This window comes from Saccharopolyspora hirsuta (assembly GCF_008630535.1).
In the GTDB taxonomy this organism is placed as follows: Bacteria; Actinomycetota; Actinomycetes; order Mycobacteriales; family Pseudonocardiaceae; genus Saccharopolyspora; species Saccharopolyspora hirsuta.
The window spans coordinates 154,915-171,874 of sequence record NZ_VWPH01000012.1 but is presented as its reverse complement, the minus strand read 5'-3'; the positions used below and the strand labels follow the sequence as shown (position 1 = coordinate 171,874).

The window sequence follows — 16,960 nt, the reverse complement described above, 5'->3', positions numbered from 1 at the left end:
GAACGGATGGAGGTGGAACCGTGGCCAGCTACGCGGCGCGACGCGGCCCCAGGACCGGGGCGACGCTGTGGCGCGTGCTGTCGGACGGGCACAAGCACGTCGTCCCGGACGGCGTGCTGGACCTGATGTGGTTCCAGAACCACCTGGTCGTCGCGGGTGCCGACACCCGGGCCATGTCCTTCGAGAGCGTGCCGGGCGAGGTGGCCTGGGGTCTCCGGCTCGCCCCGGGCGTGGCCCACGCGCTGCTGGGCGTCCCCGCCGACGAGCTGACCGACCGGCGGGTCGCGCTGTCCGAGCTGGTCGCTCTCCCCGCGCGGTCGTTCGAGGTCGGCGCGGCCGATGCCCTCGAGCAGGTCTTCATCGACTTGTGGACCCGCGCCGACCCCGACCGCTCGGCCTTGCGCCTCGCGGCCTCCTTGGACCGCGCGGCCCGCGACGGGCTGAGCGTGCGGGAGACGGCGCAGCTCCACGACCTGTCGGAACGGTCGTTGCGCAGGCTCAGCAACCGGGTCTTCGGCTACGGCCCGAAGTCCCTCGCGCAGATCCACCGCTTCCAGCGCGCGCTCCACCTGGCGAGGTCGGGGTTGCCGCTGGCCGAGGCCGCCGCGACCGCGGGCTACGTCGACCAGGCCCACTTCACCCGCGAGGCCAAGCGGCTCGCGGGGCGGACCCCCGCCGCGCTCATCGGGTAGTGGCCGATTCGTCCAAGCCGGGCCGGGCTCGCGGATGCCAGGGTGCTGGTATGAGCATCGACCTGGGCCGTGCGAGGACGTTCCTGACCTCGCACGCGAGAATCCTCGACCGGCGGCGCTTCGAGGCCCTGACCAGCGGTGGCGAGGCCGCTCGCCAGGCGGTCGTCAGCGCGCTCGACGGCTACCGGAATCCCGACGGCGGCTACGGGTGGGGCCTGGAACCGGACCTCCGAGCGCCGGAGAGCCAGCCCGGTGGCGCGCTGCACGCCTTCGAAGCGCTCGTGGACGCCGAAGCCGCGAACTCCCCGCACACCGCAGCGCTCCTCGACTGGCTGAACACCGCGACGCTCCCCGACGGCGGCCTGCCCTTCGCGCTGCCGGTCAGCGACCCCGCGGCCTGCGCCCCGTTCTGGGTCCAGGCGAACCCCGAGGAGTCGTCGCTGCAGATCACCGCGGCCGTGGTGGCGCAGGCGCACCGCCTCGCGCGCTGGGACGGGTCGGTCCGCGACCACCCGTGGCTGGAGACGGCGACGCGGTACTGCTTCGACGCGATCCGCCGGATCGAGGAGGCCCCCTTCGCCTACGTCCTCTCCTTCGCCCTCCAGCTCGTCGACGCCGCCTCCGACACCCACCCGGAGGCGCGCGACCTGCTCGACCACCTCGGCCAGTTCGTCCCGCGCGACGGCGCGGTCGCCGTCGTCGGCGGAGCCGAGGGCGAAACCCTCCACCTCCTCGACTACGCGCCCGAACCCGACCGCCCGGTCCGCGTCCTGCTCGACCCCGGAGCCGTCTCCGCCGACCTGGACCGGCTGGAGCGCGGGCAGCTCCCGGACGGCGGCTGGGCGGTGGACTTCACCAGCTACTCGGACGCGGCGTCCCTGGAGTGGCGCGGCCACGCCACGGTCGCCGCTGTCTCGGTGCTGCGCCGGAACGGCCGCTGGGGGTCGTGAGTGCGTAACAGTGTTCGAACACTGTTACGCACTCACGACCGCATATTTGCGAGCATCCGGTCCGGGGTTTTTGAGAAGCTGGGCAGGTGCGTGTCGCGCTCCTGGGGCCATTCCGGCTGAACACCCCCGACGGCCGGACGGTCGACGTCGGCGGCCTCCGGGTCCGCACGCTCCTCGCGCGGCTCGCGCTCGAAGCCGGTCGCACCATCGCCACCGAGGTGCTCATCGCCGACCTCTGGGGCTCCGCCCAGCCGACCGGCGCGCTCAACGCGCTCCAGTCGCTCGTCTCCCGCGCGCGCCGCGCGCTCGACGGCGCCCTGGAGCTCCGCTCCGACCCGTCGGGCTACGCCCTCCTGGTCGATCCCGACGACGTCGACACCAACCGCTTCGCGCGGCTCGCGGCCGATGGCCGCCGCCTGCTCCGCGACGGCCAGGTCGACGCGGCTGCCGCCGCGCTCCGCGAGGCGCTGGCGCTGTGGCGCGGCGGCGCGCTCGCGGACTTCCCCGACGCGCCGTTCGCCGAGGCGCAGGTGGCGCGGTTGGACGAGCTGCGGCTCACGGCGCTCGAAGACCGGGTCGAGGCGGATCTGCGCGCTGGTCACCAGGTCGACCTGGTGCCCGAGCTGCAAGGCTTGTGCGCGCGTTATCCGCTGCGCGAGCGGCTCACGTCGTTGCGCATCCGCGCGCTCTACGCGTGCGGGAGGCAGCCGGACGCGCTAGCGGTGTTCGAGGCGTTGCGGCGTCGGCTGGACGACGAGTTCGGCGTGGAGCCGTCGCAGGAGTTGAAGGATCTGCAGCTCGCGATGCTGCGCGGTGATCCCGCGCTCGCGCCGCGCCCCGAACCGCGCCGGGCGTCGAGCCCGGCCGTGCTGCCGACGCGGTTGAGCAGTTTCGTCGGCCGGGAGCGCGAGATCGAGCGCACGCGGGCGGAACTGGCCGATGCTCGGCTGGTCACGCTGTTCGGGCCGGGTGGTGCCGGGAAGACGCGGCTGGCCACCGAGACCGCGGCTGGCATGTCGGACCGCCGGGTGTGGTTCGTGGAGCTCGCGCCGCTGCGCGACGAGCAGGACCTGACGTCGGCGGTGCTGACCGCGCTGGGCGTCCGCGAGAACCGGCTGCTGGAAGCGCCGAAGGCGCACGCCCTGAGCCGGGTGGGGGAGCTGCTCGCGGCGGAACCGACGTTGCTGGTGCTGGACAACTGCGAGCACGTGATCGGCGCAGTCGCCGAGTTCGCGCAGGAGGTCCTGGGCCGCTCGCCGCAGCTCCAGGTGCTCGCGACGAGCCGGGAGCCGCTGGCGGTCGCCGGGGAGCGGCTGCTGCCCGTCGGCCCGCTGGAGCTGCCGGAATCCACCGCCGAGGCAGGGGAATCCGCGGCGGTGCAGCTGTTCGCGGACCGGGCGGCGGCCGCGCGGCCCGGGTTCTCGCTGGACGAGGGCAACATCGGTGACGTCGTGGAGATCTGCCGCCGGTTGGACGGCATGCCGCTGGCCATCGAGCTCGCCGCGGCCCGGCTGCGGGCGATGAGCGCGCGGCAGATCGCCGACCGGCTGGACGACCGGTTCCGCCTGCTCACCAACGGCAACCGCACCTCGATGCCGCGCCACCGGACGCTGCGCGCGGTCGTGGAGTGGAGCTGGGACCTGCTCACCGAGCAGGAGCGGACGCTGGCCCGGCGGCTGTCGGTGTTCGCCGGGAGCGCCACCCCGGAGGCGATCTCCGGGGTCTGCGCCGACGCCGAGCTCACCAGCGGCGACGCGTTCTACGTGCTGCTGTCGCTGGTGGAGAAATCCCTGGTGGAGGCGGTGGATTCGGGCCAGGGCATGCGCTACCGGATGCTGGAGACGGTGCGCGCCTTCTGCGGCGAGCAGCTCGCCGCGGCGGGGGAGGAGGACGTCCTGCGCGCCTCGCACACCGCGTACTACGTCGACTTCGCCGAGCGCGCCGCGCCGCACCTGCACCTGGCCGAGCAGATCGACTGGATGGACCGGCTCGACGCCGACCACGACAACATCATCGCCGCGCTGCACCAGGCGACCTCGTCCGGGGACGCGGACCGCGGGATCCGGCTGGTGGCGGCGCTGTGCTGGTACTGGTCGATGGCCGCGCAGCACGAGGAGCTGACCGGTCGGCTGAGCGCGGTCGCCGCGCTGCCGGGCGCGGCCCCGCCGGAGAGCCGCGCGGTGGTCGAGCTGATGCTGCGGATGGTCGCCGACGAGCCGGACTGGTTCACCCGCCTGCGCGACGCGGTGACCGCGGTCCGCGACACCGGGGCGCGGTCCCGGTACCTGTACGCGGCGATGATGGAGCCGGTGGCCTGGATGCTCTCCGGTGCACCGTCCGAAATGGACAGATGTGTGGAGTCCGCGCTGCAGGACCCGCGCCCGTGGTCGCGCGCCGCCGGGCTGTACTGCCGCGCTTGGGGTTCCGAGCACTCCGGGAACCCCGGTGCGGCGGAGAAGGACCTGCTGGCCGCGCTCGCCGAGTTCCGCGCGATCGGCGACCGGTGGGGAACCGCGAGCACGATCCACATCCTGGCCGAACTGCGCTCCCAGCGCGGCGACCACGAGGGCGCGATCGAGGCGCTGCAGGAATCCGCCGCCACCCTGCGCGAACTGCGCTGCACCGACGACCTGGTGTCGGTGCTGGCCCGGATCGGTGTCGAACGCCTGCGCGCGGGCGACCTGGAGGGCGCGCAGGAACAGCTGCGGCGAGCCGAGGAAACCGGCCGGAACGTCTTCCCGCACCACCGCATTGGTGCCCTGAGCGGACTGGTCGAAGTGGCCCGCCTGACCGGGAACTACGCGGAAGCCCGAGAGCACCTGGCCCGCCTGCGCGAAATCCTCGGCGACGTGACGGTGACCCCGCAGCCCCTCCAGCAGCTCGTGAAGCTCTGCGAAGCCCGCCTGCACACCGCTGAAGGCCGCTTCGACGCCGCACGCGCGGAACTGTCCGAAGCGCTGGTCATCGGCCTGGACCTCCGAAACATGCCGATGACCGCGGCCATCGCGGAGCAGGCGGCGTGCGCGGAATTCGCCCAGAACCGCCCGGAATCAGCGGCACACCTGCTCGGCCTGGCAATAGCCCTGCGCGGCCAGCTCGACGAAGGTGACCCGGACGTCCGCAACCTGCTCCGAACCCTCGGCGAAACCCACGAAGCAGCAAAGGAGAGCGGAGCAACGCTCTCCCGCGAAGCGGCATTCGAAGAGCTCCGCGCAGCGCTGGAGGAGTGAAAGCCCCCCACAACCAGCCCGACCACCCGCAAGCCCCGAAACGACCACGACCGCCCGAGGGTCAGGCAGGACGATCGTCCGAGGGGACCGACTCACGACGGTCGTCCGAGAGACAACGCCCTACGACGGCCGTTGGAGGTGTGGTGACGACTGCAATTTCGATTGAAACTGCAGCACACCCAAGCCGACCACCCACCGCTTTGAGCCCAAACCCAGCCCCGCGCCCAACGGCACTTTCCCCACCAACCCCACCCCGGTACCACCACCGAACCCCAAAGCGGTGATACCCGCGCGCGAAAGGCGGTTCCCCCCACCCCCGACCAAGGGAGGAACCGCCCCACGACTCACACCCGGCGGCGATAAGCCCACATGGCCAGCGGGAAGAACACCGCCACGATGGCCACCATCCAGATCAGGGTTGCCGTCAGCGGCCCCAGGACCGGCCCGCCGATCATCAGCCCCCGGGCGGTGTCCGCGAGCTGGGTGACCGGGTTGATGCCCACCCAGGCCTGCAGCCAGCCCGGCATCGTCTCGGTCGGGACGAACACGTTGCTGCCCATGGTGAGCGGGAACATGAACGCCATCGCCACGCCGGGCACGGCCTGCTGGCTCTTGATCAGCATCCCGAGGAACACCGTGATCCAGCACATCGCCAGCGCGAAGGCGATCACCACCACGATCGCGAGCAGCGCGGACACCGGGTCGGTCTGGATCCGGAAGCCCATGATCCAGGCGAACACCAGCAGGACCGCCAGCGACACCAGGTAGCGCACGATGTCGCCGAGCACCGCCCCGATCAGCGGGGCCGAGCGCGCCACCGGCAGGCTGCGGAACCGGTCGAAGACGCCCTTGTTGATGTCGGTGTTGAGCGCCATCCCGGTGCCGAGGCTGCCGAAGACCATGTTCATCGCCATCACGCCGGGCAGCGTGACCTGCAGGTAGGAGGCGGTGTCCCCGGCGATCGCGCCGCCGAAGAGGTAGACGAACATGACCAGGAACAGGATCGGCTGGATGGTGACGTCGATCAGTCCCTCGGGGGACTTGCGGATCTTCAGCACGCTCCGGCCCGCCAACGTCAACCCGTGCCGCAACGCGCGGATCAGGCCGATGCGCGCAGGCGCAGTTCCGCCTCTCCGCGATTCGCAGTGGTGGTTGCGTTGGAGGGCTATCTCGGGCTTCGGGGTTTCTTGTGGCTGGGTTGCGCCACGTTCCCCTGAGGTGCGGTTCACGCTGCCTCCTCGGTGGGTTTGCCGGTGATGGCGAGGAAGACCTCGTCCAGGCTCGGCAGGCGCAGGGCGAGTTCGTCCGCGGTGATCCCCGCGTCGTCTAGGCGGCGCACCAGGGTGGACAGCAGGACCGGGTCGTCCACCGGGGTGGTGAGCAGCCCGCTCTCGTCGTGCGTGGAAGGTTCCGCGCCGGTCAGCTCGGCGAGGATCCGGCGCACCGCGGGCACGTTCGCCAGGTCGGTCGGGCGCACCTGCAAGGTCTGCCCGCCGGTGCGGCGCTTGAGCTCGTCGGCGCGGCCGTCCGCGACGACCCGGCCGCGGTCGATCACGCTGATCCGGTCGGCCAGCTGATCGGCCTCCTCCAGGTACTGGGTGGTCAGCAGCACCGTGACGCCCTCGCCGGTCAGGTCGCGGACCATGTCCCAGACCTGGTTGCGGCTGCGCGGGTCCAGCCCGGTGGTCGGCTCGTCCAGGTAGAGGATCTCGGGGCGGCCCACCAGGCTGGCCGCCAGGTCCAGGCGGCGGCGCATCCCGCCGGAGTAGGTCTTGATCGCGCGCCCGCCCGCATCGGTGAGCCCGAAGCGCTCCAGCAGCTCGGCGGCGCGCGCCTTCGCGTCGCGTCGCGGCATCTCCAGCAGGCGGCCGATCAGCACCAGGTTCTCCACCCCGGTCAGCTCCTCGTCCACCGAGGCGTACTGGCCGGTCAACCCGATGCGGCTGCGCACCGCGACCGGCTGGCGGAGCACGTCGCAGCCCGCGACGGTGGCGGTCCCGGCGTCCGGTCGCAGCAGGGTGGCCAGGATGCGCACCGCGGTGGTCTTGCCCGCGCCGTTGGGGCCGAGCACGCCGAGGATCGTCCCGGCGGGCACGGCGAGGTCGACCCCGGCCAGCGCGGTGGTGGAGCCGAAGCGTTTGACCAGACCTTCGGCCTGGATCGCGTATGACATGCAACCTCCTCAAGGGCTTGCGCATCCACTGTCCGGAGGGGCGCTGACAGCTCGCGCACAGCGCGCTGACAGGCTTGGTGCGCCGGATGACAGGGGGTCGCGGGTGACTCGGACGTTGGTCGACCAGCCGGAAGAGGAGCTGGAACCGCGCAAGCCGGGCGGGCGGGTGCTGACCGTCCTGCTGGTGCTGCTGAGCCTCGGCTTCCTCGCCTGGGCGGCGCTACCGCTGGGCGGGCTGGAGTTCGACCGCTACACCGTGGCGCTGGTGGCGCTGACGCCGTACGCCGCGCTGGTCGGCGCGGTGCTCGCGCTGCTCGGGCTCCTGCTGCGGCGCTGGCTGACGGCGCTGGTCGTCGGCCTGGTGACGGCGCTGCTGGCGTTCACCGTGGTGCCGCGGGCGATGTCGAGCACCGCGCCGGTGCAGGGCGTTCCGCTGCGCGTGCTGTCGGTCAACGCCTACTTCGGGCAGGCGGACGCGGAGAAGGTCGTGGAGCTGGTGCGGCGGAACCAGGTCGACGTGCTCAGCCTGCAGGAGCTCACCCCGGAGCTGGTCGACCGGCTGGACGCCGCGGGGTTGGCCGCGGAACTGCCGCACCGGGTGTTCGAGGCGGGGCCGAAGGCGGACGGCTCCGGGATCGCGGCGCGCTACCCGCTGCGCGAGCTGGACCTGGTGCCGGGCTCGACGCTCGCCCAGCCGTCGGCGCTGCTGGAGCGGCCGGGCAGCCCGCCGGTGGAGATCGTCGCGGTGCACACGCTGTACCCGATGGGGCGCGACACCTACGACGTGTGGCGGCGCGAGATGGTCGAGCTGGGCCAGCTGCCGCTGGACGGCACGCCCCGCGTGCTGGCGGGCGACTTCAACGCGACGCTCGACCACAGCCGCCTCGGCGACCTGATCGGCCGCGGCTACACCGACGCCGCAGCGGCCACCGGCGCGGGGCTGCGCGCCACCTGGCCGGAGGGCTGGTTCCCGCCGCCGGTGGCGATCGACCACGTCCTCACCACGCCGGAGATCACCCCGCAGTCCTTCGAGGTCTTCCCGATGCCGGGTGCCGACCACCGAGCGGTCCTCGCAACGCTGGCGGTGGGCCGCGGGGGCTCGTGAGTACTTTCCGGTGCTCTGGCACCGCAAAACGCTCACGTGCCGTGAGCAGCGGAAACGGTGGCCCGCACTTCGGGCCGCTCAGGCGACCCGAAGTGCTGACCAGCGGGTCACTTCTCCGGGTAGGACTCCTGGACCAGCTCGAACTCCAGCAGGCTGGAGCCGGAGGCGACCGGGTTCTTCGCCTCACCGGCGTGCGCGGCCTTCGCCGGGCCGGACGCCCAGGCCTGGAACGCCTCCTCGGACTCCCACTTCGTGTAGACGAAGTAGCGGTTGTCGCCCTTCACCGGGCGCAGCAGCTCGAACCCGAGGAAGCCCGGCGCGCTGTCCACCGAACCGTGCCGCGAGGCGAACCGCTTCTCCAGCTCCGGACCAGCGCCTTCGGGAACCTCGATCGCATTGATCTTCACAACAGCCATGTAGCCAGACTACGAGCCCATCGGTGTGATCGGCGACCTCGTCGTGAGCGGCGATGGTGGTCCTTGCGACCATCCCCGCTCACGACCAGCTACAGCTCGATCTGCGGGTGCAGGCGGGCCACCGACCAGGTGCGCTGGCGCTGCACGACCAGCGTGGTCAGCAGCAGGAAGACCACCAGGAACCCGGCCAGCACCACCACGTCCTGCAGCAGGTGCTGCACCTCGCCGCCGGAGATCGTCACCCGCAGCCCGTCCACCAGGTAGCTCATCGGCAGGAACGGGTGCACCGCCTGGAACGGCACCGGCGCGGTCTCCATCGGGTACAGCCCGCCGGAGGCGGTGAGCTGGATGATCAGCAGCACCAGCGACAGCAGGTCGCCGACCGCGCCCAGCGCGGTGCGCAGGAAGTGGTCGATCGCCACGAACGCGAGCGCGGCGAGCGCCACCAGCCCGAGCGTCCACCACAGGTGCACCGGGTCCAGCCCGAGCCCGAAGTCGACCACCGCGTACAGCACGAACCCGCCGAGCGCGCCCAGCGCGGCGGCGGGCAGGAACCCGGCCAGCGCGATCGTCCATGCGCTCACCCGGTCCGCCATCGCCCGCTGGTTCACCGGCTTGAGCAGCAGGTACGCGAACAGGCCGAACACCCACAGCGCGATGGCGAAGAAGAACGGCGCCAGCCCGCGCCCGTAGACGTGCGCCGGGTTGATGTTGTCCACGTGGATCTCGGTCGGCGAGCCCAGCACGTCGGCGGCCCGGGCGACCTCGGTCGGGTTCGTCGGCGGGATCTTGCCCAGCGTGTCGTCGACCAGCCCCTGCAGCGACTTCGCGCCGTCGTTGAGCTGCCCGGCCCCGGTGTGCAGCACGCCGCTGCTCGCGGCCAGCGTGTTCAGCCCGTTCGTGATGCCGTTGCTGCCACCGGCCAGCTCCGCGGTGCCCGCGCGCAGCGCGTCGGCCGGTGCGGTGATCGCGCGGACCTGGTTCTGCAGCGGGCCGAGGTTGTTCTGCAGCGCGAGCGCCTGCCGGTTGGCGTCCTGCGCGGTGGCCAGCGCCTTCTGCGCGTCGCCGTCGGCGGTGGCCGCGGAGTCGGCGATCTTGCGGGAGATGTCCAGCGCGCGCTGGTAGGCGGAGTCCTGCTCGATGTCGGGGTGCTTCTGGCCGAGCTCCTCGACGGCAGCACGCCCCTCGGCGGCCCGCTGGCTGAGGAACCCGGTGGTCGTCTTGATCGCGCTCAGGCTGTTGACCGCGATGTTGCTCGCGTTGACCAGCGCGTTCACCGCGCCGGGCAGCCGCTCCGCGGTGAAGTCGGTGATCGCGGTCAGCTGCTGGTCCAGCTGGGCGCTCGCGTCCGAGACGCTCCGCACGCCGCGGGCGATCTCGCCGGTGCCGTCCCGCACGCCGCCGAGCCCGGTGGTGAGCGCGGCCGTGCCCTGCTTGCTCAGCTCGGTGCCCTCGACCAGCTGCTTGGACGCCTCCGACGCCAGCTGCAGCTTCTCCCGCGCCTGGTCCAGCTCGCCGTAGAGCGCGCGGGCGTAGGTGGCGTGCGCGGCGGCGTTGATCTGGTTCTGCAGCTCGGTCTTCACCGTGTCGGCCATGATCCCGACGATGAAGCCGTTGGCGTCGTTCTTGACGATGTGCAGCGCCGCCCGCTCCGGGTTGCGGTCCGCCGCGGTGGCCAGCCGGGCGCTGAAGTCCGCGGGCACCTCGATGGTGAAGTAGTAGGTGCCCTCCTCCAGCCCGCGCCGGGCGTCGGCGGCGTCCACGAAGTGCCAGTCGAAGGTGTCGGTCGCCTTGATCTGCTGGACGAACTGCTCACCGGCGTTGATGTGCTCGCCGCGGGCGTCCACCGGCAGGTCGGAGTTCACCACCGCGACCGGCACCTGGCCCAACTTGCCGTAGGGGTCCCAGTTCGACCACAGGTACAGCGAGCCGTACAGCAGCGGGACCAGCACCAGCACCAGCGGCACGAGGCGGCGCAGCGGTCCGCGGAAGCGCCGCAGCTCCAGCCAGGCCAGGTTGAACGCTTTCACGGCGTGTCCTCCTCCAGCAGGTCGAACACATCGGTCGGCCAGTCCTGCTCGCGGGCCGGGAGGTGGATCACCTCGACGTCCCCGGAGGGCGCGTCCGCGGCGCTGGCCAGCACCGTCATCCCGGTCCGGGTCACCTCGTGCAGCGCCGCCCACACCCGGGCGCGGGAGGGCAGCGGCAGCCCGACGTCGACGTCGTCGACGAGGATCCCGGCGGGGGAGGGCGCGACCGCCAGCGCCACCGCGAGCAGCAGCTGGTCGGCCGGGTGCAGGTCGCCGACCAGCGCGGACCGGTCGGGCGCCAGGCCGACCAGGGAGAGCGCGGCGTCGATGTCGCGGTCGGAGGCGCCGCTGATCAGGCGGCGCTCCAGGATCGCCTCCTTGACCCGGTGCTTGTCCTCCAGCTCGTAGCCCGGCCGCAGCCGGGCCGGGCGGATCAGCTGCTGCACCGCCTTGGCCTGGGCGGGCAGCACGTGCCCGGAGACGTCCAGGTAGCCGGTGATCAGCGGGAGCCGCCCGGACAGCGCGAGCAGCAGCGAGGTCCGCCCGGTGCCGCCGGGACCGGCCACCACGGCGAGCGCCCCGGCGGAGACCTGCAGGTCGAGGTTGGCGAACACGACGCCTTCCGGCCCCTTGGCGGCGATCCCGCGGGCGAGGATGCTCACGCCGTCGACATCCATGCGTCCTCCTGCCGGGTGCGGGTGCCGATCCAAAAGTGGCGGCAACCCCAGCACTCGGCAACTCGTGATCGCCAACGGCGTCCACTATGGACCGGGAGTCCTGGCTAGGTCCCCGGCCCCTGGACCTCGTGCGCGCCGCGGCGCTGCGGTTCCGCCCGATTTCAATGGAAATCGGAGACCTGATTTCCATTGAACTCGCGGATGTTCTCCGCACTCCCCGGAGCGTCGTGCCCCGACACGCCAGTGGTGTCCCCGCAAAGGGTGAACGAACCGCCCCGCGACTCCGCGGACCGGCGGAACGAAGTCCCGCCCCGCCCCCAGCGGAACCACAGTTTCAATTGAAACCGTGTTCGAGCCTTCGGTGGGACTGCAGTTTCAATTGAAACTGTGCTCGACCCCTCGGAGGACCCACGGTTTCAACTGAAACTGTCGTCGAGCCCTCGGGGGATCTGCGGTTTCAACTGAAACTGTGGTTGGGGCTTCGGGGGGATCGCAGTTTCGATTGAAACTGTGGTGGTCAGCGGGTCAGGACGGTCTCGGTGTCTCCGGTGCGGGTGTCGAGGATGGATACCTCGCTGATCGCCGCGCGGACGGCTTCCGGCGGCTGGAGGGTGCGGAAGCCCGTTGCGAGCTGGTCGTCGGTGATGCCCTGGGCGAGGGTGCAGTGCGGGATCCACGCCCCGGGGAAGTAGTAGGCCGACGGGTTCTGCACCCGGCCCGCCAGCGCGTCGTGCACCGCCGAGTGCACCGCCAAGAGCTCGGCGTCCACCACCGCGCCGAGCAGCAGCGTCCGGTCCTCGCCGGGGAACGTGCCGAGCGTGTGCAGCCACAGGTCCGGGATGGACAGCAGCTCCAGCTCGGTGCGCACCGCCTTGCGCGCGGCGGCCGGGATGCTCCCCGCCGCGGCCAGGGTCACGTGCGGGCGGTGCTTGCCCGCCGGGCTCGGGACCCCTGCGCCGTCCAGCCGCCGCCACAGGCCGCGGATCTCCGACTCGGTGCGGTCGTCGAAGAAGAAGACCAGCGCGTGCGCCATCAGTGCTCCCCGGGCAGCGCGAAGCGGCCGTCGTCGGTCTGCTCGACCAGCCCGTCCACCAGCAGCGAGTCCAGGCAGCGGTCGCGCTGCCCGGCGTCGGACCACACCGCGTCCAGCTGCTCGCGCAGCACCGGGCCCGACGACCCGCGCAGCACGTCGAGCAGCTTGCCGCGCACCTGGCGGTCGGTGCCCGCGAACTTCTGCACCTTCTTCGGGGGGCCCGCGTAGGCCGGTCGCCCGGCGTGCTGCCAAGCGCAGTCGTGCGCGATCGGGCACGACTCGCACAGCGGCGAGCCCACCGTGCACACGACCTGCCCGAGCTCCATCAGCGCCGCGGAGAGCTTCGCCGCCGAGGCGTCGTCGGCCGGGAGCAGGGCGTCGACGTCGGCGAGGTCCCGCTTGGTCGACGGCGGCCCGGCGTCCCCGGCGCCGTGCACGGCGCGCGCCACCACGCGCCGCACGTTCGTGTCGACCACCGGAGCGCGCTTGCCGTAGGCGAAGGCGGCCACGGCGCGCGCGGTGTAGGCGCCCACGCCCGGCAGCGCGAGCAGGGTGTCCACGTCCGACGGGACGACGTCGCCGTGCTCGGCCGCGATGGTCGCGGCGGCCTCGTGCAGGCGCAGCGCGCGGCGCGGGTAGCCGAGCTTGCCCCAGGCGCGCACCACCTCGCCCTGCGGCTCGGCGGCCAGGTCGGAGGGCCGCGGCCACCGCCGCATCCACTCCTCCCAGATCGGCTGGACCCGGTTGACCGGCGTCTGCTGCAACATCGTCTCGCTGACCAGCACGCCCCACCCCGTGGTACCGGGCGCGCGCCACGGCAGCGGTCGAGCGGTGGCGGTGAACCAGTCGATCAGCTCAACCGGGTTCAACGGCGGGGCAACGGGGTTCGCAGCAGAGCTCTTCATGGCACGACCGATCCTGCCAGGCCCCGGATCCGGCGAAAAACCACGCCCGCCCAACCACGCACAGTCACCACCGAAACCAACCCCAGCACACCAAGCCCCACACGCCATCACCGCGATCCCGAACCTCCAACCCCAGGTCCCGCCCCGGAACGACCACGACCATCGGAGGGGTGGTGATGCCTGCAGCAATGAACCTGGCCGCCCGCGCGCTGCGGGGAGACCACGAGGACGGCCGTCGGAGGGGTGGTGACGACTGCAATTTCGATTGAAATTGCCCACCGCACCACTGCAGGTTTCGTCGAGAACGACGCAATTTCGATTGAAATTGCAGCCTCCCCAAGCCGACCCCCCACCGCTTCGAACCCAAACCCAGCCGCGTCCGAAACCGCACCCCTCCGCCCCAACCCGACCCGCTATCGCCACCGATCGCCTGGCGGCAACCCGCCTCCGGCCGTCCGCCCGCTCCGCCGGAGCGGTTCCGGCCCGGTGGGGCGAAATCGCCGAGTTGCACCCGATCAGGTGATCATCGATGGGTCTGTTCGGAGTAGTCGCCGGGTTACTGTCGATCCGTGCTTGATCCGAACGGGCCGTTGCCGCCTGCGGTGTACTGGCGTCGCCGCGTGGTGGCGATCGTCGCGGTCCTGCTCGCGGTCGTCCTGCTCGGCTGGGGAGCGGTGGTGCTCCTGAGCGGATCGGGACCGCAGCCGCAGGCCGCCCCGCCGCCGGGGCCGCCGGTCGCGATCGCCGCGGACGAACCGCCGCAGCAGTGCCCGGACGAGGTGATCCGGGTGGTCGCGGAGGTGCCCCGCCCCGAGTTCCGGGTCGGCGAGCGGGTTCCGATGAGCATCGTGATCACCAACGCGGGCGACCGCCCCTGCGTGCGCGACACCAACCGCACGCTGCGCGAGCTGACCGTGACGTCGCAGTCCGGCAAGCACGTGTGGTCCAGCAACGACTGCTACGCGGAGTCGACCAACGAGCAGCCGCTGCTGCAGCCCGGCCAGTCGGTCCGCAACGACGTCGAGTGGTCCGGCCTGACGTCCACCCCGGACTGCGGCCCCGACCAGACCAAGGCCGCCGAGGGCCAGTACCGGGTGGTGGCCAGGCTCGCGTCCCTGAACAGCTCCCCGGTCGAGTTCCGCCTGGTCCCCTGACCGATCCTCAGGCGAAGGGGTCCACGATGGAGGACTCGGCCAGCCGGGACAGTCCTTCGCGGACCAGGCGGGCCTGGGCCTCGCCGAGCGAGTCCACCTCGCGCAGTTCGTCCACCGTCGCGGCGAGCAGCCGCTGCAGCGAACCGAAGTGCTCCACGATCCGGCGTCGAACCGTCGCGGGCAGCCGCGGGACCCGGGCCAGCAGGCGGTAACCGCGCGGGCTCAGGTGCTGGTCCAGGGCCTCCGGGGTGTCCGGGTAGCCGAAGGCGGCGGCGATCGCGGTCAGGTCCAGCAGCTCGGTCGCGTCGAGCTTGCGCAGCGCCGCGCTCACCTGCTCCGACGTCGGCATCGCACCGCTGGTGGGCAGGTACTCCTGCACGATCAGCTCGCGGTCCAGGTCGATGCCGTCGCGGCCGCGCCGGGCGTCGCGCAGCGGGCCGACCAGCTCGTCGAGCTGCAGCTCGATCAGCCGACCGTCCCCGCCGAGCTCGACCACGTCGCCCTCGATCTCGTCGGCGATCCGCCGCACCATCTCCATCCGCTGCACGACGGTCATCGCGTCGCGCAGCGTCACGTAGTCCTCGATCTCCAGCGCCGACAGCGCCTGCGCGACCTCGGCCAGCCGCGCGGTGTAGCGCTCCAGCGTGGCCAGCGCCTGGTTGGCGCGGGACAGGATCTCGGGCGAGCCGATCAGCACGTGCCGGTGGCCCTGCGTGTAGACGCTGATGATGCTCATCGACTGGCTCACCGACACCACCGGGTAGCCGGTCTGGATCGCGGTGCGCTCCGCCGTGCGGTGCCGGGTGCCGGACTCCTCGGTGGGCGTGCTCGCGTCGGGCACCAGGTGGACGTTCGCCCGCATGATCCGCCGGGCGTCGGTGGACAGCACCACCGCGCCGTCCATCTTGGACAGCTCGCGCAGCCGGGTGGCGCTGAACTCGATGTCCAGGTGGAAACCGCCGTCGCAGAGCGCCTCCACGGCCGGGTCGTAGCCGAGCACGATCAGCCCGCCGGTGCGGCCGCGCAGGATGCGCTCCAGGCCGTCGCGCAGGGCGGTGCCGGGCGCCAGCCGGGCCAGCGTGGCGCGCAGCGCCTCGTGGCTCATGGTCACCTCACGATCTTGAGCGCGTCGCCGATGTTCGACACCACCGTGGCCCGCACGCCCTTCGGCAGCGGACCCGAGTCCGGGGGCACCAGCGCCCGATCGAAGCCCAGCCGCGCGGCCTCCGCCAGCCGGCGGCCGACCCCGTTGACCCGGCGGATCTCGCCCGCCAGGCCCACTTCGCCGACCACGACCAGGTTCGGCGGCAGCGGTTTGCTCTTGCGCGAGGACGCGATGGCCAGCGCGACGGCGAGGTCCGCGGCGGGCTCGCTGACGCGCTGACCGCCGACCGTCGCGGCGAACACGTCGTACTCGCTGGTGGGGATCTTGCCGTGCTTGCCCAGCACGGCCAGCGTCATCGACACGCGCGCCGAGTCCAGCCCGCTGACCGATCGGCGCGGCATCGCCATCTGGGTCTGCATCAGCAGCGCCTGGACCTCGACCAGCAGCGGCCGCTTGCCCTCGACCATGACGGTCACCGCGGTGCCGTCGACCACGGTCTCCTGCCGGTTGATGAACAGCCCGGAGGGGTCGGGGACCTCGGCGATGCCGTCGTCGCGCTGCTCGAAGCAGCCGACCTCGTCGGCGGGGCCGAACCGGTTCTTCACCCCGCGCAGCATCCGCAGCGCCGAGTGCCGGTCGCCCTCGAAGTGCAGCACCACGTCGACCAGGTGCTCCAGCACGCGCGGACCGGCCACCGCGCCGTCCTTCGTGACGTGCCCGACCAGCACCACCGGCAGCCCGCGCTCCTTGGCCAGCGCCACCAGCGCGGTGGTGACCGCCCGGACCTGGGTGACGCCGCCGGGGCTGCCCTCGGCGTCCGGGGACTGCACGGTCTGCACCGAGTCGACGATCAGCAGGCCGGGCCGCACCGCGTCGACGTGCCCCAGCACGGCGGACAGGTCGCTCTCCGCGCCCAGGTAGAGCTGCGGGTGCACCGAATCCGTCCGCTCCGCGCGCAATCGCACCTGACCTGCGGATTCCTCGCCGGTGACGTACAGCGACGGGCCGCGCGCGGAGTTGGTGGCCCAGCGGTGGGCGACCTCCAGCAGCAGTGTGGACTTGCCCACTCCGGGCTCACCGGCCAGCAGCACGACCGCGCCGGGCACGATGCCGCCGCCGAGCACCCGGTCCAGCTCGCCGATGCCGGTGGACACCGCGCGGGCCGAGTCCAGGTCGACCTCGGCGATCGGTCGCGCCGGGGTGGCCGGGGCACCGGCGCTGACCTTGGCCAGCGCGGGGCGGGCCGGAGCGGCCTCCTCGACGGTGCCCCACGCCTGGCAGCTCGGGCAGCGCCCGACCCACTTGGCGACCTCGTGGCCGCAGTCGGCGCAGCGGAAGGCGGGGCGGGCGGCTCGGGCGTTCTTGGGCGGCACTCGGCGAGGCTATCCGCCCGCGGCGACACCTCGCCCACGACGTCCGTCCGGGTGCTGTTTTCGCAGGTCAGGGGTCGTGAGCACATTGTGGTGCGATAGCCCCGGAAACTGCTCACG

General features: G+C 72.2%; 14 protein-coding genes. 5 read left to right on the top strand and 9 right to left on the bottom strand.

What is annotated here, in order from left to right; all coding sequences use genetic code 11:
• Positions 1-20 precede the first annotated feature (20 nt).
• The 3 genes from F1721_RS25140 to F1721_RS25130 all read left to right on the top strand — a co-directional run bounded on the left by F1721_RS25140 (position 21) and on the right by F1721_RS25130 (position 4,872).
• Positions 21-692, top strand: a complete 672-nt coding sequence (locus tag F1721_RS25140; RefSeq protein WP_150069240.1) for a helix-turn-helix domain-containing protein — start codon at positions 21-23, stop codon at positions 690-692.
• Between the two features lie 50 nt (positions 693-742).
• The gene (locus tag F1721_RS25135; protein WP_150069239.1) at positions 743-1,642 is read left to right on the top strand and encodes a hypothetical protein; all 900 of its coding nucleotides are present in this window, start codon (positions 743-745) and stop codon (positions 1,640-1,642) included.
• An 86-nt stretch (positions 1,643-1,728) separates the two neighbouring features.
• Positions 1,729-4,872 carry an ATP-binding protein gene (locus F1721_RS25130; protein ID WP_150069238.1) on the top strand — a complete coding sequence of 1,048 codons (3,144 nt, stop codon included), beginning with the start codon at positions 1,729-1,731 and terminating at the stop codon, positions 4,870-4,872.
• Positions 4,873-5,216: 344 nt separating this feature from the next.
• Here F1721_RS25130 and F1721_RS25125 read toward each other — a convergent pair whose 3' ends face one another.
• Complete coding sequence (locus tag F1721_RS25125; RefSeq protein ID WP_246155298.1) at positions 5,217-5,981, bottom strand: ABC transporter permease; 765 nt, start codon at positions 5,979-5,981, stop codon at positions 5,217-5,219.
• Between the two features lie 116 nt (positions 5,982-6,097).
• Positions 6,098-7,045: an ATP-binding cassette domain-containing protein gene (locus F1721_RS25120; protein WP_150069237.1), complete on the bottom strand. Its 948-nt coding sequence runs from the start codon at positions 7,043-7,045 to the stop codon at positions 6,098-6,100.
• A gap of 103 nt (positions 7,046-7,148) precedes the next feature.
• On the opposite strand from F1721_RS25120, the gene F1721_RS25115 reads away from it, so the two are divergent.
• The gene (locus tag F1721_RS25115; RefSeq protein WP_150069236.1) at positions 7,149-8,150 is read left to right on the top strand and encodes an endonuclease/exonuclease/phosphatase family protein; all 1,002 of its coding nucleotides are present in this window, start codon (positions 7,149-7,151) and stop codon (positions 8,148-8,150) included.
• 107 nt (positions 8,151-8,257) lie between these two features.
• On the opposite strand, the gene F1721_RS25110 is transcribed toward F1721_RS25115, so the two are convergent.
• The 5 genes from F1721_RS25110 to F1721_RS25090 all read right to left on the bottom strand — a co-directional run bounded on the left by F1721_RS25110 (position 8,258) and on the right by F1721_RS25090 (position 13,211).
• Positions 8,258-8,566 (bottom strand): antibiotic biosynthesis monooxygenase family protein, encoded by a 309-nt coding sequence (locus tag F1721_RS25110; protein ID WP_093156509.1) that lies wholly within the window; start codon positions 8,564-8,566, stop codon positions 8,258-8,260.
• Positions 8,567-8,655: 89 nt separating this feature from the next.
• On the bottom strand, positions 8,656-10,596 hold the full coding sequence (locus tag F1721_RS25105) for a YhgE/Pip domain-containing protein (RefSeq protein ID WP_150069235.1): 1,941 nt from the start codon (positions 10,594-10,596) through the stop codon (positions 8,656-8,658).
• Positions 10,593-11,273: an ATP-binding cassette domain-containing protein gene (locus F1721_RS25100; protein WP_150069234.1), complete on the bottom strand. Its 681-nt coding sequence runs from the start codon at positions 11,271-11,273 to the stop codon at positions 10,593-10,595. The genes F1721_RS25105 and F1721_RS25100 overlap by 4 nt, the downstream gene beginning before the upstream one ends.
• Positions 11,274-11,790: 517 nt before the next feature.
• Positions 11,791-12,306 carry a 2'-5' RNA ligase family protein gene (locus tag F1721_RS25095; RefSeq protein ID WP_150069233.1) on the bottom strand — a complete coding sequence of 172 codons (516 nt, stop codon included), beginning with the start codon at positions 12,304-12,306 and terminating at the stop codon, positions 11,791-11,793.
• On the bottom strand, positions 12,306-13,211 hold the full coding sequence (locus F1721_RS25090) for an HhH-GPD family protein (RefSeq protein WP_150069232.1): 906 nt from the start codon (positions 13,209-13,211) through the stop codon (positions 12,306-12,308). Before F1721_RS25090 ends, F1721_RS25095 begins: the two co-directional genes overlap by 1 nt.
• A gap of 569 nt (positions 13,212-13,780) precedes the next feature.
• Here F1721_RS25090 and F1721_RS25085 point away from each other — a divergent pair.
• Complete coding sequence (locus F1721_RS25085) at positions 13,781-14,365, top strand: hypothetical protein (RefSeq protein ID WP_150069231.1); 585 nt, start codon at positions 13,781-13,783, stop codon at positions 14,363-14,365.
• 7 nt (positions 14,366-14,372) lie between these two features.
• On the opposite strand, the gene disA is transcribed toward F1721_RS25085, so the two are convergent.
• Together disA and radA are read right to left on the bottom strand one after the other, a co-directional pair.
• A complete protein-coding gene (gene disA, locus F1721_RS25080) occupies positions 14,373-15,470 on the bottom strand; it encodes a DNA integrity scanning diadenylate cyclase DisA (protein ID WP_150069327.1) in 1,098 nt (365 codons plus the stop codon).
• Positions 15,471-15,472: 2 nt separating this feature from the next.
• Positions 15,473-16,843, bottom strand: coding sequence for a DNA repair protein RadA (radA, locus tag F1721_RS25075; protein ID WP_150069230.1), 1,371 nt, complete (start codon positions 16,841-16,843; stop codon positions 15,473-15,475).
• Positions 16,844-16,960 lie beyond the last annotated feature (117 nt).